3 protein-coding genes are annotated in these 15,593 nt (G+C 66.6%); 2 read left to right on the top strand and 1 reads right to left on the bottom strand.

Annotated elements, in window-relative coordinates:
* Positions 1 to 1,140: 1,140 nt before the first annotated feature.
* Positions 1,141 to 3,969: a hypothetical protein gene (locus E6K76_09750; protein ID TMQ57713.1), complete on the top strand. Its 2,829-nt coding sequence runs from the start codon at positions 1,141 to 1,143 to the stop codon at positions 3,967 to 3,969.
* 920 nt (positions 3,970 to 4,889) lie between these two features.
* Here the strand turns inward: E6K76_09750 and E6K76_09745 are convergent.
* Positions 4,890 to 13,493, bottom strand: a complete 8,604-nt coding sequence (locus E6K76_09745) for a hypothetical protein (GenBank protein ID TMQ57712.1) — start codon at positions 13,491 to 13,493, stop codon at positions 4,890 to 4,892.
* A 918-nt stretch (positions 13,494 to 14,411) separates the two neighbouring features.
* Between E6K76_09745 and E6K76_09740 the strand changes: the two genes are divergently transcribed.
* A partial coding sequence (locus E6K76_09740) for a GNAT family N-acetyltransferase (protein ID TMQ57711.1) occupies positions 14,412 to 15,593 on the top strand: 1,182 nt, incomplete at its 3' end.

Below are 15,593 nucleotides of genomic sequence, written 5' to 3'. Positions count from 1 at the left end.
GGCGCATCGCGCTGATCTCCTACCTTACCGGCGCGGTCGTCCTCTGTGTGGCGGGCATCCTAAACCCGCAGGGGTTCATCTTCGTGCTGATCTCCGCGGTCGCGTCCACGCTGGGCGGCGCCTCAGGGCTATTGTGGATGATGCAGATGTTGCGGAGCTCGCGCTTCAGCCGGCCGGACTCCGCAGAGCTCGCGATGCCGCGCAGGTGGGGCTGGATCGTGACCGCCGCGGTGGTGCTCTTGGTCTACGTCGTCGCGCTGGGACCGGGTGTCCAGTTCTGACTCGCGAGCCAGGAAAGCAATTTGAGGGTGCGGTTCCCGTACTCACGTCTTGATCCCACGGAGTGCCGCGTAGAGCTCCTCATCCGATGGATGCGGGTAGATCGTGGTTGTCAGCGGGCTGGACTGCCGGGCGAAGCGTTGGGTGAGGTAGAGATCCCTCGTGCCCCGGTAGATGTTCGTGATCGCCGCGCCGCCAGCGCAGGCGCGTCCTGGGGAGGCGCCGCCCCGAGGCTCCCCTCGTTCCCGCCGCGATCTCTTAGTATTCGCTGCTAACGCTTCTGGTCGCTATGGGTTCGGGGGCCGGCGGTGCCGCCGGCCCCCGATCGGGATTGTCTTATCGGCAAGCAGTCAGGGTGCAGACGCCGTTCGAGACGGCGCAGTTGGTCCCGAGCGCTTCCTCCGTGCAGGTCGTTATTCCTTGGAGGTTGCCGCAGCTGCGATTCTGGCACCTGTGGGGTTTTGCGGCCTCCGCCGTCGCGACGGAAAAGTTCGAGAGCGCGGAGAGGTACGGAGAATGCGTCGACGCGCTCATCGCCTGATGCCCCGCGGTGCCACCTACGAGGGCCAAGGCGAGGATCATCGCCGCTAGTCCGAGAACCAGTTTGAAGCGGATGGTCATGGAGATCCCCTTTCTCGGCCGGCCAACCTATTGCCGAGCGGTGGCCGGCCCGCTCGGTCAAGGCCGGCGGCACCACCGGCCAGAGAGAACTTAGATCCTACTTCGGACGTACAGGAGTGTATGGGGTTTTTCGCGCCGGCTGAGGGGCGATTTTTTCTCAAAGCTCCGCTGCCTGAGTGTGAGCTTTTCACGTTCGAGAAGGCGTTCGAATTAGTCTCGAGCGTGTCGTAGAGTCGGGGCGTGCCCATTTCAAGGGTGAGACTTCGATTCCTACACTCAGCGGCCTGGCGGCTTGCTCTTTCCGCCGCAATAGCGTCCGTCCTCGCTGCCGCCTGCGCCCCGTCCACGAGCCTCACCTACAACGTTGCGCCCGCTCCTGGAAATCCAGATCAGCTCGAGGTCACCCTGACGCTGAAGGGCGACTCCCGCGACTCCCTCGCCCTTAAGGGGTACGCATCCGACGAGGTTCTCCGGGTCTCGGACTTTCAAGCCTTGGGTCCTCGAGGTGCGCGCATCGCCGTGGACGCCCGGGTCGACACGGTGGTCATCGAGAGTTTGCGTGTCGACGTTCCGCGCTTCACCCTTCGGGGACCGCTGCCTCGCTCGCTCACCGTGCGCTACCGGGTCACCCCCGGAAGGCGGGAGGGTGACAGTCACATGGGCTTCACGGGCCGCTGCTTTGGCTACGTCGGAGACGAATTTGCGTTGGTGTCGGGACGGGAGCTCTTCCTCTTGGCGGACCCCGGCGCCGAGGCGATACGTCACATCGAGGTTCGGTTCTCCCTGCCGAGCGGGTGGAAGGCGGCGGCGACCTGGGAAGCCGGGCGGGACAACCGGCTGGCGGACCTTCGTGGTTCCTCGCCCGCCGAGCAGATGATCTCAGCCACCGTGGGGCTCGGACCTTTCCACGAGCGGGCATTTCGGCTCGGAGATACCCGATTCACCCTGGCTTTCCCCTCCGGCATTCCGCCGTCGCAGGAAGAACAGGCTGTCGTGCAGCTCACCCGCGTCGCGCGATATGTTCACCGTCTCTTTGGCCGGGACCTCGGGCGCTCGTACATGACGATCATCGTGCCTACCGCCCCGTCCGGTGACGAGATCGCCGGTGAGGGAAGCGCGACCGGACAAGGTCAAACGTTTTCCCCGCTCACGGGCAACCGGCTCCACGATTTCGCCGCCCGGCTGATCGATGCCTATGTCCGCTACGCCCCATACCGCACCGAGGTTCGGGCCCCGGGGGAGTACTGGCTTGTCGACGGGATAACGAACCTCTACGCCTGGCGCGCGGTCGCAGCCGCGGGGCTCGTGGGCGAAGAAGAGTTGAACCGGTCGCTTGCCGCAGGCTACCTCTCGGCCTTCACCGCCGAGGGTGTCGAGCGCAATCTGGAAAATCTGTATGTGACCACGAAAAGCAACCGTTTGGAACGCGAAGCGCTCGCGCCTTTTGTCCTGCTCCATCTCGACCGCACGCTTCGCTCGATCCCGGGAGGGAAGGGCGGCTTCGACTCAGTTCTCGCTCGCATGTTCCACGGCCGGACGGCTCCTTCGGTCTGGTCCTCCTTGCCCCAGGGTCGCCCCGGTCTGTGGCAGAATTTCCGAGCTCGGTATGTTCGAGGCACCACGCTCGCGCCGGTGGAGCGCTACGTCGCCATCAAGCCCACGCAAACCCGACCCGAGCCCTCTCGTGGCAGGGCGGTCCGGGAGGTGACCTTGGCCTACACCGGCGAGACCTTCGGCTACCTCGAGAACTGCGGCTGCAAGGTGAATCAGTCCGGAGGCGTCGCGCGCAGGGCCACGGTGATCCGGCAGATGCGCGAACGAGACCCTGGGCTTCTCCTGCTTGATGCGGGAAGCGCGTTCATCCGGCCGGAGAAACAGGAGAAGGCGGATTTCTTCTCGCGGAGAGAGCAGAGCCTCTATCTCCGGCTCATGGACCTCATGCGCTACGGCGCCGCCGTTGTGGGGACCACCGAACTCTCCTTTGGTCTCGACCACTTCCGAGAAATGACCCACGGGATCCGGACGCCCTATCTCTCCGCGAACATTCTGGAGGACGGAAAACGGGTCGCACCCGCGTGGATCTTGCTCTCCGGGGACGGACTCCGCATCGCCGTGATCGGTCTCTTCGAGCCGTTGCGTGGGAAGAGCGCGGATCCGCTCTTCGAAGCGCACACCTCTTCGCTGACGATCCAAGACCCGCTCGAGACCCTGAGGGGAGCGTTGCCGGCTCTGCGCAGCCAAGCGGACCTCGTCTTTGCCATGGGCCGCCTCACCCCGGTCACGATCCGTCGCTTGGTCGCGGCATGTCCGGGGGTGGACGTCATCATCTCTACCGACAGCGATGCACCCAGCTTCCACAAGGGGGCCGGAGGGTGGGAACTGAGCAAGGAAGATCCTCCTGGATTCCTCGGGGGAACGCTGGTTCTCTACACGCCTCTGAGAAACTACGGGTTCAGCAGCGCGAGGTTGGGTCTCGATCGAGAGGGGAGGATCACTTCCGCGGCCATCGAGAGTCACATGCTGTATCAGGACGTGAAGGATGATCCGGCGGTTCGCGACCGGCTCAATCGTTTCTACGACGAGGTGGGGAAGCTCGACGCGGCGCAGGCAAGCGTCAAGCCGCTCTTCCGGGATGATCCTGCACGTCTCGAAGGCCGCTATGTCGGCGCGGCCCAATGCGAGGGTTGCCATCAGGCCGAATACACCCAGTGGAAGACGACGAGACACGCGTCCGCATACAAGACGCTGCTGGACGTGCACCGGCACTATCAGCCGCGGTGTATTTCATGCCACGTCGTCGGGTACGGGACGCCCCACGGGTACAGCATCGGGGCGCCGGAGGAGCCGCTCGGCAACGTCCAATGTGAGATCTGCCACGGTCCCGGGGGCCGGCACGTGGCAGCGCCCACTCGATACAATATTCACCGGGTCGTTCCCGAGAAGGTCTGCCTCGAGTGCCACAACCCGGATCATTCGGACCATTTCGTGTACGCGGAAAAGCTTCCGAAGGTCCGCCATGACTACTTCGAGGAGGGGCCGGCCCCTCTGACGCCTGCGAGCACCAGGTAAGTGGGACTCAGCGGATCTGGGTCGACGGCCCCGAGAGGTGGTATTCTTTCTGGGGGATGGGGCCCGCTGGCGGTGCCGCCAGCCCCGGGCGCGGCTCGACCCTCGCTCGGCGTGTTCGCATGGTCGAGGAAGGAGAAGTCCACGATGTCCAAGCACCTCAAGCTAGCAATCGGACTCGCCACTATTCTCACCATATCTCTGATCGTGCTCGGGACCGCGGCGCCCGGGGCATCAAAGGCGCCCGCCAAGTCGCCTTACGTTTCGGCGCTGTCCGATATCGCCGTTGGCACGGCTGTGGCTGCGTCGCATGGCTGCAATCACCGCACATGCGAGGTTCTCCAAGCCCTGTATTTCTGCCGGTCGGAGGGCGCGAGAGACGACTGTAAGATCGTCAACGGCAGATGCACTGGTAGCGGATGCCCGTAAATCGGTAGGGCCTCAGGGCGGTGGCACCGCCGCTCTCGGCGGATAAGAGCGCAGGCCCCGGTGGACTCCCCACCGGGGCCTGATTCTTTGGATCCAGCGGAGAATTTCTCCCCTCAACCCTTGTAAGACCGGCTACTCGATCACATTCTCCTGTAGCGGGTGCACCACGGGATGAGCCCCCACGTCCGCGCCCGGTACGTCGCGTATTCGGGATACCGCGCGAGCAACAGTTCCTCTTCCAACCGCACCTTGACCGCGAGAAACACAATCACCGCGGCGGCGAAGATTCCAATGAGCGCCGTTGCCTTTCGGAGGAATAGGCCAAAGAACTCGGCGACCTATCCGACGTTCGCGGTGTGACGAACGTGGCCGCGGTGGCCAACATGACCGAGAAGGACGTTACCAACGACCATGATCGGAACAAGGTGGGCTCAACGAGACGACGGGGCAGGGGTGCAGCCAGAGGCAAGGGGCATCCCGGACGACGAGCGCTGCTAGCTCGGAGTCCTCGCGACCCGGACCTTCTCCGGCGCCGGTACGCCCATCACCACGCGCAGTCGATGTACCGCGCCGTCGTCGATCAGCGGAACCTCGCCTGGGTCGACGTCGGCGCCGTCCAGATCCGCCTCCATGACTCCGCGGGTCCTCCGTTCGGGATTCTCCACGGTGATCTCGTACATGCTACGCCCGAGCCGCCAGTGCACGACGAAGCGGTCCCAGGAGGTCGGAACGCATGGTGCGATCGCGAAGCTCTCGCCTCGGCGCCTCAAGCCCAGAATCGATTCCAGACCGAGCCGGTACATCCAGGCCGCCGACCCGGTGTACCACGTCCAGCCGCCGCGTCCGATGTGCGCCGGGTGCGTGTACACGTCGGCCGCCACGACGTACGGCTCCACCTTGTAGCGTTCGACATCGCCGCGCGTCCGGGTGTGATTGATCGGGTTCAGCATGTGGAACAGCTCGACTGCCTCGTCGCCGCTCCCCAGGTGAGCGACCGCCATCACGACCCATAGCGCGGCATGGGTGTATTGGCCGCCGTTCTCGCGGACGCCCGGCACGTAGCCCTTGATGTAGCCCGGGTCGACCGCCGACTGATCAAAAGGTGGCGCGAGCAGCTGAATCAGGCCCGCGTCGCGCCGCACGAGCTGCATGCGGACGGCGTCCATCGCGCGCTCGGCTCTGCGCGGCGGGGCGGTGCCGGAGAGCACGGCCCAGCTCTGGGACACCGCGTCGATCCGGCATTCTGGAAGCTGGGCGGAGCCGAGCGGCGAGCCGTCATCAAAATAGGCGCGGAGGTACCAGTCGCCGTCCCATGTCTGCTCGAGCGTCGGCCCCAAGCGCGCGTGTTCAGCACCCCAGCGGGCGGCGTGCTCGGTGTCGCCGCGCGATTCGGCGACGGCAGCGAAGTCGCGCAGGATCTTCGACAGGAACCAACCCAGCCACACGCTCTCACCTCGGCCCCGGTGTCCGACCCGGTCCATCCCGTCATTCCAGTCGCCCGTGCCGATCAGCGGCAGGCCATGCGGGCCGACGGTCAAGCCGCGTTCGATTGCGCGCACGCAGTGCTCGTAGAGAGTCCCCTTCTGTCGCGCAGGAGGGGGCTGGCCGTACGCCTCCAGCTCGTTGGGCTGGAGCACGGGGGCTTCCAGGAACGGGACGCGTGTGTCCAGCACCGCCTGATCGCCGGTGGATTTCAGGTAATGGCACACGACGTAGGGGAGCCACAACAGGTCGTCGGAGCAGCGGGTGCGCACGCCACGGCCGTTGTGCTCGTGCCACCAATGCTGCACGTCCCCTTGGGTGAACTGGCGCCCGGCGGCGCGCAGCAAATGCTCTCGGAAGAGATCCGGCCGTGTGAACGTGAGGGCCATCACGTCTTGTAGCTGGTCGCGGAAGCCGTAGGCGCCTCCTGGCTGGTAAAAGCCTGTTCGACCCCAGAGCCGCGAGCTGACGGTCTGATAGAGGAGCCAGCGGTTCATGATCAGGTCGAAGGAATCATCCGGCGTCTCAACTCGCACGACGCCCAGCAACTGGTCCCAGTGCTGCTCGACCTGCTCCAATGCCGAGCGCGCGACCGCGACGCTGCCGAAGCGAACTGCCAGATCCAGTGCGTGCTCGCGGTTGTCCCCCTGGCCGAGCAGCAGCACGATTTCCCGTGTCTCGCCGGGATCGAGGTCAAGGCGCACCTGCATCGCAGCGCACGGGTCGAGACCGGCGCCAAAGCGCTGCCCGAGCGACTCGCGCCCGAGCGCTGCCGGGCGGTGCAGCGATCCGTTCCGGCCGAGAAATTCGAGCCGATCGCCGGTCGCCGAGGCGGGCATGAGGCTGGAGTGTGCGAACGCTACTCGCGCGGCGAAGTCCTGGTTGTAGCTGTTGCGCGCCAGCACGGCGCCGGTGTCCGGGTGCTGCTCCGTGACCACGAATCTGTTTTCGCCGGCGCGCGGTGGGCACAGCGCCCACTCGTGATAGGCGACGACGCTCAGTCGCCGGACGCGGCGGGTGTGATTCGTGAGCGATACCAGCGTGAACTTGAGCGGCTCCTCGGTGTGCACGAAGACCGCAATCTCGCACGCGACCCCGTGAGCGCAGTGGGCGAACCGCGTCACGCCGGCCCCATGGCGGGTGACCCAGCGGCCGTCGTCACGCGACCGTGGCAGCGGGCCCGGCGTCGCGCCCCAGGTCTCTCCGGAATCCTCGTCGCGCAGATAGAGAGCCTCTCCGGCGAACTCGCTCACCGGATCGTTGCCAAAGGCCGTGAGGCGATTCTCGCGGCTATTCTCGGCCCAGGTCCAAGCGGCGCCCGTGGCGCCGACAACCGTTCCGAATCGCTCGTTCGCGATCGTGTTTACCCACGGCGACGGCGTGTCTTCCTCGCCGCGCAGCACAATCGCGTATTCGCGCCCTCCGGAGGTGAACCCGCCGAGACCGTTGTCGTGAGTGAGCGGCGGGGCTTCGACCTCGGGGCCTGAGTCGCGCGAGGCGGGCTCCAACGCGGGACGCGGGACCAGAGCGCCGGGCCAGCGGGGCACCGTGTATGGTAGATTCAGCTGATCGGCGAGCTCGCCGCGCTCCCCGCTCAGCACCGCTCGGGCCGCGGCCATCAGGAGCACCCGCTCCGGCTTCGGCATCCCATCTCCGCGCAGCAAGTAGACGCCTCCGGGGCGGTGCTTCCACGCCGCCCACGACCCGCTCTCCAGCAGCTCTTGTAATTGCTTGTGCATTTCGTCTAGGTAGCTCGTCGGGTGCTCGTTCAAGATCACAAGGTCCGCGTTCAAGCCCTTCAGTCGCCAGTACTCTTGCGCTCGGAGCACCTGCCGCACCAGAGGAAGGTCGTTGTCCTCCACGACGCGTACGATCAGGATAGGGAGGTCGCCGGAGATGCCGTGCGACCACAGTCCCGACTGGCCAAGCGTATTCTCCGCGAGAAAATCGGGCGCCGCGCGCAGCGACGTGTCTGCCCACAGCACGTGCGACGCGAGCTGTTCGTAGAGCTGCGCATCGTCGGTCGAAATGCCGAGGTGACGCAGCCGCATTTGAGTTTGGGTCGTGGCGAGCGCGAAGGTGCGGGCCGCGGAAGCGGAATCGTCGTACTTATCGGCCAGCGCCATCGCGGCGACACGGCTCGTGGCCACGCCAGTGGCGAAGGAGAGGCGCACGCGTCCGCCGGGGGCGATGCGCACCCTCCGGCGCAAACTCATCACCGGGTCGAGCACCGCTCCGGTCGTGCCCGAGAGCGCCCGCCCGTCGAGCGCCACCGGGTCCCGGCGCGTGCGCCCGCGCCCGAGAAAACGCGCCCGATCGGTCTCACACTCGATCGCGCCGTGGCCGCCTCCCTCGACGCTCAGCACGTGAACCGCCCAAGGCGCCAATTCATCGGGCGATCGCGGACGACGCCCGCACAGGAGGGCAGAGCACTCGGGGCGGTACTCGGTCTCGAGGAAGAGCTTCAAGAACGCGGGATGAGAGAGATCGTCGGCGGCGGGCGCGAGCACAACCTCGACCAGGCTGGTCACCTCGATCTCCCGCATGCGGTCGCTGTGGTTCGTCAGGGAGACGCGATGCAGCTCGACGTCGTCCTCGGCGGACACGGTGATTTCGAGCCGGGTGTCAATGCCGTCGTCGGAGCGGTCGAACACGGCCTCGTCGGCGCGGAAGCTCACCCGGTAGCGCTCCGGCTCGCGGCAGACCGGCTGGTAGGCGGCGGACCAGACCAATCCGCTTCGCACGTCGCGCAGGTAGATGAAATGGCTGCCGTGGTCGCAGGTGGAGTCCTTGACCTCGCGCGTGACCGCGCGTCCGCGCCAGCTGCTCGCTCCGCCGCCCGCGTTGGTAACCACCGTGGTGTATTGCCCGTTGGAAAGGAAGTGGGCGCTCGGGTACAGCGTGTGGGGAGAGCGGAAGCGCCGCGGGGAGACCGTGACGGCCGGTGGCTCGACCCGCGTGGACTCGGCAGGGAGCGGCCGGGTGATCGGCACGAAGCGGGGCACGCGCTCTTGCAGCAGCGGCTCCGTGGTCTGCACGCGCGGATCGGAATGGAAACGCCGGACCATCGGCCCACCGAGCACAGCGTTCGTCAGAGCGACGAGACTCATGCCTTGATGATGGGCAAAGAATGCGTGCACGACGCTGACACGCCCGTGTTCGGGCTCGGTCTCACCGTTGGTCGCTCTGCGCGGAGTGTAGTCGAGCGCCTCCTCGAATCCGAAGCGGGTCACGGGGCACTCGCGCGCCATACGGCGGAAATTCGCAGCGGCCTCGGTCGGATCGACCATCGCGGCGAGCGCGGTGGCGTACGGGGCTACGACCAGGTCTTCGGCCAGCCCGCGCTTCAGGCCGAGGCCGGGCACCCCGAAGGCCTTGTACATGTAGTTGCCGTGCTGGTCCACCAGGCTGTACGCGGACTCGGAGAGCCCCCACGGCACATGCCGGCTGCGTCCGTAGAGAATCTGCGCACGCAGGATGGCGCGGTAGGTGTTCTCGAGCAGCGTCTCGGGGTGGCTGCGCAGCACGACGAGCGGCATCAGATACTCGAAGATCGAGCCGCCCCACGATACCAGAGCAGTATGGCCCTCGACGCTCATACGCGCTCGCGAGAGCCGGAACCAGTGCTCCTGCGGCACCGCACCCCTGGCGATGGCGATGAAGCTCGCGAGTCGGGCTTCCGACGCGAGCAGGTCATAGCACGAGGTGTCGAGACGCCCGGGTCCCTCCGCGTCGGGAAGCCGGAAACCGATCGAGAAGATCCCGCGCACCGGGTCGTAGAGGAACTTCCAGTTCACCTGGTCGGCAAGCGCGTCGCAGCGGTCAGCGAGCCCGCGCATCCGCGCGAAAAGCTCCGCCACATCGGAGGGGCTCACGGGCTTGCGGGCGAGCGCCTCGAGCAGCGCCGCGCCCCACTCGGCGACCTCGTCGCTCTGGGAGTCGGCGGGCGCGTCCGCCCCGATTCGCTCGAGCGTCGCCCAGAGACCCTCGGCGCGCCTCCGCCCCTCTTCGAGTCGGTCGTGCGCCGGCGTATGACCCCCAAGGACCTCCCGCAGCGCCTCCACGTCCCGCCGAGCCGCGCCGAAGCGCTCGCGAAGGGCCGTGGCGGCGTGCGCCCGGTCCGACAACGCCGACAGTGATTCGCTGAGCACCCCCGCGGCGTCGGTGGCGCCGGCGCACAATCGCTCTTCCCGCTCGGGCTCGTCGCAGAGCTGGCGCAGCCCGGCGGCCAGTGTCATCAGCGCTCCCACGAGATTGCCGCTATCAACGGTCGAGACATAGCGCGGGTAGAGCGCCGCCAGACTCGTGGTCTCGTACCAGTTGAGCAGGTGGCCCTCATGGCGCTCGAGCGACTCGACCGCCGTCAGGGTCTTTTCAAGCCGGTTCGCAAGCTGGTGGGTGTCGAGATAACCCATATCGTGTGCGGCGAGCGTCGAAAGCAGGCCCATTCCGATATTCGTCGGCGAGGTGCGATGGGCGATACGCCGCTCGGGCACTTCCTGCACGTTGTCGGGCGGCAGCCAGTGGTCCTCTTCCGTGACGAAGCGCTCGAAGTAATGCCACGTCCGGCGCGCGATCCGGCGCAACTGCTCCTCGTCCTCACCGCCGAGCTCGAGATTCCGCGGCACGACCGGGCGGCTCAGCCAACACGCGACAACCGGCGACGCAAGCCACGCGGCGAGGAAGGGCAGTGCCACTGGCAACGCCGTCGCTCGCAGGGGCAGCACCCCCAGCAGCACCGTAAGCGCGGCCGCGGGACCGGCCCACATCTCGGCGACGAACACCCGCACACCCTGGCGCGCGAGCAGCCCGGCGGCGCGCGCCGCGGATGCGGCCGCGGTCTCCCACTCCAGCAACCGGCGTTGCGTGATCACCAGGCGCACCAGCGTCAGCACGATGGCATCCAGCATCTCGGACGCGTGGTAGGCAAGGAGAGTGATCTCGACCACTGCTTGTGAGGCTGCAGTCTCGAGCTCCGCCCACACGTCTCGCAAGAACACGCCGAACGGCTGTTGCGGGCGCGGCCCACCGGCGAAGTGCACCGCCGGAGGCAATAGCGGGAAGCCGAGCACTGCCAGAGCGGCCAGGGTCCAGCCGACCGGTGAGCCCGGCAACCAGGTCCACGCCGAAGCGAGCAGTGCCACCAGCGCCGGCGCCACCAAGCTGCGTCTCAGGTTGTCGAGAACCTTCCAGCGGCTGATGAGCGGCAGACGATTGCGCTCGAAGCCATGGCGGGTCGGCACGAACGGCAGGAGCCAGAACAGGATCTGCCAATCACCCCGTACCCAGCGGTGCTGGCGCCGTGCGTGAGCCAGCACGCTCGAGGGGAAGTCGTCCACCAGCTCGACGTCCGAGACGAGCGCGCAGCGCGCGTGCAGGCCTTCGAACAGGTCGTGCGAGAGCAACGCGTTCTCCGGCACACGGCCCTCGAGCGCGGCCGAGAACGCGTCCACGTCGTATAGGCCTTTGCCGGTGAAGCTCCCCTCGCCGAAAAGATCCTGATAGGTGTCCGAGACCGCGGTCGTGTAGGGGTCAACGCCCGTGTGGCCAGCGTAGGCCCGCGCGAACGGCGAGCCGGCGGCGCTCGCCAGCGTGACGCCGACCCGCGGTTGGAGAATTCCATAGCCCTCGACGACACGCCGGAGCTCGGGGTCGAAGCGCGGACGGTTGAGCGGGTGCTCGATGATGCCGATCAGCCGCCGCGCCGCGTCGCGCGGCAGGTGGGTGTCGCTGTCGAGCGTGATGCAGTAGCGGATGCGAGGGAGGATCTCGAGGTCGCCGATCTGGACGACGAAGCTCGTGTCCGCGGCGCCTCGCAACAGCCGATTGAATTCCTCGATCTTGCCGCGCTTGCGCTCCCAGCCCATCCACACGCCCTCGCTTCCGTTCCAGCGGCGCGCTCGATGGAACAGATAGAATCGGTCCTCCGCGCCGGGAGCATAGCGCGCGTTGAGTGCCTTGATGTCCGCGACTGCGGCGTCGAGAACTTCCTCCTCCCCGGGCAGCCGTTCTGCGCCGGCGTCCGGAAAATCGGTGAGCAGCGCGAAGTGGATTCGGGGATCCATGTTTCCGAGCGCATGGACCTCGAGACGTTCCACCATCGCTCTCGCACCCTCGACGGAGGAGATGAGGGTCGGCACGATCACCATGGTGCCCGCCGCTTCAGGCACGCCGCCGCGCAAGTCGAGTCGCGGCAGCAGACGCGGCTTGGAGATTCGGTGGACGACCCGATGCATGAGCGCGACCGCGAATTCGCTGGCGGGAATGAGCATGATGATTGCCACCCAGAACGGCCCCCATTCCTGCGCCCCCGCCGCTCTCGCCACCGTGGCCGCTAGCATCGCTCCGAGCGCTGTGACCAAGGCGATCGAGCTCAGGTAGAAGAGCGTGCCGTGGGTGAACAGCGCGCGCCTCACGCGCTGCTTGAAAGCCGGATAGTAGGCCACGTCGATCTCGAGCTCGCGGCGGCCCCGCGCGATCAGGTGATGACCGACGTGTGCCGCGATCGACTCGAGACCTCGCTGCTCCGCGGCCTGACGCGCGCTCTCGATGGCGCGCAGTGCGACCCGGACCTGGGCCTCGCCGGTCGGTTCCGCCAGTTCCTCGATCGAATGCCGGTAGCGATCGCGGCTCGTGAAATCCATCCGGCCGTAAATCCCGGGCGGGTCTCGGCGTAGGATTTGCTCGATCAGGCTGACGCCCTCGACATATCCGTTCCAATCGAGCGTGGCGCACAGCCGCAGGCTGGTGATGGTGTTTCCCATCGAGACGTGGCCCATCGCCTGGCGCTGGTGCTGGGCGCGCACCGCGTCCTCGACCGTGGTCCCAGCGACACCCAGCCGCTCCTCGAGCTGCTTCCGCAGCTCGGCAGCGCCGGCCCCGTACTCCCGCATCCGCTGGAGGAGCTCGTCCACGAACGCGACGTGGAGGATTTGCGGCAACATCGGAGATCGGCCGCTCGTTCGCCCACTCTCGAAACTCCCGAAAAAGCGATCGGCCTCGAGTCGACCAGCACGGCCCTCCAGCAGCTCCTCGGAGAGCCGGCGGAGGTGCTCGATCAGGGCCGCCTTGAGCATACTGGGCCAGGCCCATATTTCGCCGATGGTGAGAGGGGACACGGATTGGTAGGCGTTCATGAACCGCACCAACCGCTGAGGGTCGAGCCGCGCGTCGCTGTAGCGGAGCAGCTCCACGGCCATTGCGTAGACCCGCGCCGTGCCGGCCCGATCGCGGGTGGCGAGCTTGGGGAGTTCGAGATAGTAGCGCTTTGGGAGGTGGTGGCGGATCTCGCGGAATTCACCCTCCACGAGATGGAAGTTGTCGAGCAGCCACTCGGCGGCGGGCGCGATTGCCTCGCCACGCCGAACGTCGCCGGCCAGCGTGCGGTACGCATGGCGGAGCACGCGCGCGTTCTCGGATAGGCGGCGCAGAAGGAGGTTCGGGCCGCGGCGTGGCTGCCGCGAAAGCGTAAATCCTGCCGCTAGCGCCCGAGCGCGCTCCTCCAGACGGTCGATGCCGAGATGCACTTGGCTGGTGTCGAGACCGATCGGCCGTAGATCCTGCCCGCCCGACGCGGCGGGACCCGTGTGGGGCGGCATGACGCGCGCGACTGACATTGGCTGGTAATCCTTCCGAATGGACCGCGGGATGCCCGCGCCCCAGGTCGAGGCAACTGGTTCATTCTAGCAGGGCCAGGACCGGCGCACACCAAAGGTGCCAATGACCTAAGGGGGACCCCTACGGTGGAGAGACGGGATTCCGAAGAGGGTTACGTTCGGGGAGCCAGATCACTGAAAAGCGAACTCTCGGGTTCGCTGTCGAGATAAGGGGCCCTGGTGCGGGAAACGCGCCGGGGCCGACGTGTATGTCACATGGTTGCGCGAGTTAGGGCCGCTTGTTCCGGCCGTGAGCTGCGGCTCGTCGGAGGTTAACGGCCTAGGAACGAGGGATGGGAGTGGCCGCCGAGGTGGGATTGGGAGTTCTAGTCACTGGCTCGTGATCGTATGCGGAAGCGGACTATTGTTTGTCCAGGTGACCTGGTCACCCACGAAGACGGAATCACGCTGAAGCGAGAGGCTGGAGCAGGTGCTGCCGTAAGGGCCGGAACTACCGCCGCTCTGGGTAATGCTGAGAACTCGATTCTGGATCGCGCCTCCCGGGGCGAGGACTACAATGGTGCCGGCGAGGCTCGAGCAGGTCGGGTGAATCGTGCACTTGTAGTTAAAGGTGCCGGCGTTGGCGAAGGTGTGCGCATACTGGCTACCGGTCGAGGCCAGGCTTCCGTTCAGTTCACCACCTAAGCCGGGTTTGGTAGGGTTACTCTTCGAACAAGACAAGAGCCAAGCTGCTACCAAGCAGAGAGCGAGTGCTCCCAGCAGAACACGGAGAAGTTTCGGCATGGAGTTCCTCATTCCCGGCCCCCGCGGCTTACGAGCACCGCTCTGTGGTACCCCGAGCCGTGCCGCGAAGGTCCACATCAGACCTTGATTCCTCTTGCGAAGAGAAAAACAAGGAGTTGAAGTGCTAGGAGCTGCATGTCTTCGGAAGTGGCATCGCCTCGTGGGACCAGACGAATGTGGTCGCGGGTCGAGGCACCGGCGCGAGGCGAGCGGGGGCGTACGCTGTCGTTCCCGGATGAGCTTCGGCCGCCTCCGCACGGCGCGGGCGCGCCCATCGTGGTGATCGCCATGGAGCGCTGCCCAGAGGAACTGTGGGAGCGCCTCTGCCGGGCCGACCCTACGTGCACCTTCTACCAGACTCCGGCCTGGCACCGGATCGCGGCGCGGCACTACCGGACTGAAAGCGCTCCGTTGCTCTTCCGGCCTGGCCGGGCGACCGTCTGCTTGCCCCTGCAGAGGAAACGTGTATGGGGCGTGGAGCGCTACTTCAGTCCCTTCGGCACCTATACGGCGCCGATCTGCGCGAGCAAGCTCGGGCAGGAGGAGATCGCCTCCATCGTCGGGGAGCTCGCGAGGCTCAACCTGCATCTGGTCTCTTCCCCCTTCACCCAGAACCCCATCGTGGTGGGCGAACCGACTATCTCGACGGTGCAGGTCATCGACCTCGAGTCCCTCGACCCGGAAAACCCGATGCGCGACTGGGACGAGGGCCAGCGTCGCCGCGTCCGCGTAGCGCGGCGGAACGGCGTGGTCGTGCGTACCGCCGAAACCCGGGCGGAATGGGATCGGTATTACGAGCTGTACCGGCTCTCGCTGGAACGGTGGGGTGGCCGGGCAACCGTCGCCTATCCCCGGGCGCTGTTCGATGACATCCGCGCATCGCTTTCAGACCAGCCGTGCGTCCGGCTCTGGGTGGCCGAGCACGGGGGCGAAATCGGCGCCGGTTATCTCGCGTTCTACCACAACCAGCACGTGGTGCCCTGGCATGGCGCGGCCGACGCGCGTTTCTTCCAGCTCGGCGTGACGCAGCTCCTGTTCCTGGCCCAGATCACCGACGCGCTGCGGCGCGGGTACTCGGTGTTCGACCTCACGGGCAGCAGCGGTCTGCCCGGGGTCGAGTCCTTCAAGAGCCGGTTTGGCACGAGAACCGTCGAATTCGCCTCATCCGTGCAATGGACGGGTCCGCTGGGCGTCCTGGCACGATGCCGCGACTGGGCGCGCGCCCGGCTTCGCCGCCCCAGCTCGGTGTCACGTTGCCTGGGCCTGAGCCTCACTTCCGCACTCGTGGCGATCCCAACCTGGAAGGCCGGAGGCCTC

The sequence above is a fragment of the Candidatus Eisenbacteria bacterium genome, from assembly GCA_005893275.1.
Taxonomy (GTDB): Bacteria; Eisenbacteria; RBG-16-71-46; order SZUA-252; family SZUA-252; genus WS-7.
Note: the sequence above shows the minus strand (reverse complement) of the source record. Positions and strands in the feature narration are given on the sequence as shown.